This is a genomic window from Nocardia cyriacigeorgica (assembly GCF_010858045.1).
In the GTDB taxonomy this organism is placed as follows: Bacteria; Actinomycetota; Actinomycetes; order Mycobacteriales; family Mycobacteriaceae; genus Nocardia; species Nocardia cyriacigeorgica_E.
On sequence record NZ_JAAGVC010000205.1, the window covers coordinates 1 to 336 of the forward strand.

1 pseudogene is annotated in these 336 nt (G+C 64.6%); it reads right to left on the reverse strand.

Going from position 1 to position 336, the window contains the following annotated elements:
* Positions 1–51: 51 nt before the first annotated feature.
* A pseudogene (locus GV790_RS29380) lies at positions 52–336 on the reverse strand (ABC transporter permease); the annotation flags it as partial.

Genomic DNA, 336 nt, shown 5'->3' on the forward strand with positions numbered 1-336 from the left:
CTTCGATCACTACTTCCACCAGTTCCTCAACCCGGTGGACATCGCGTATTCGGTGCCGAGGGTGGTGCCGCCGAGGAACAGGATCGACAGTTTCGTGGTGAGGTAGGCGATGGCCAGGCCGATGCTGTAGAGCGGAACGATCGCCACCAGCGCCGCCAGCATTCTGGTGCTGATCAGGTAGGGAAGCGGCCGGATCGCGATGGATTCGAGCGCGTCGATTTCCTCCGAGATCCGCATCGAACCGAGCTGCGCGGTGCACCGGCAGCCGGCCTGCGCGGCGAAGGCCAGCGTGGCCAGCAGCGGAGCCAGTTCCCTGGTGGTGGCGAAACCGGATAC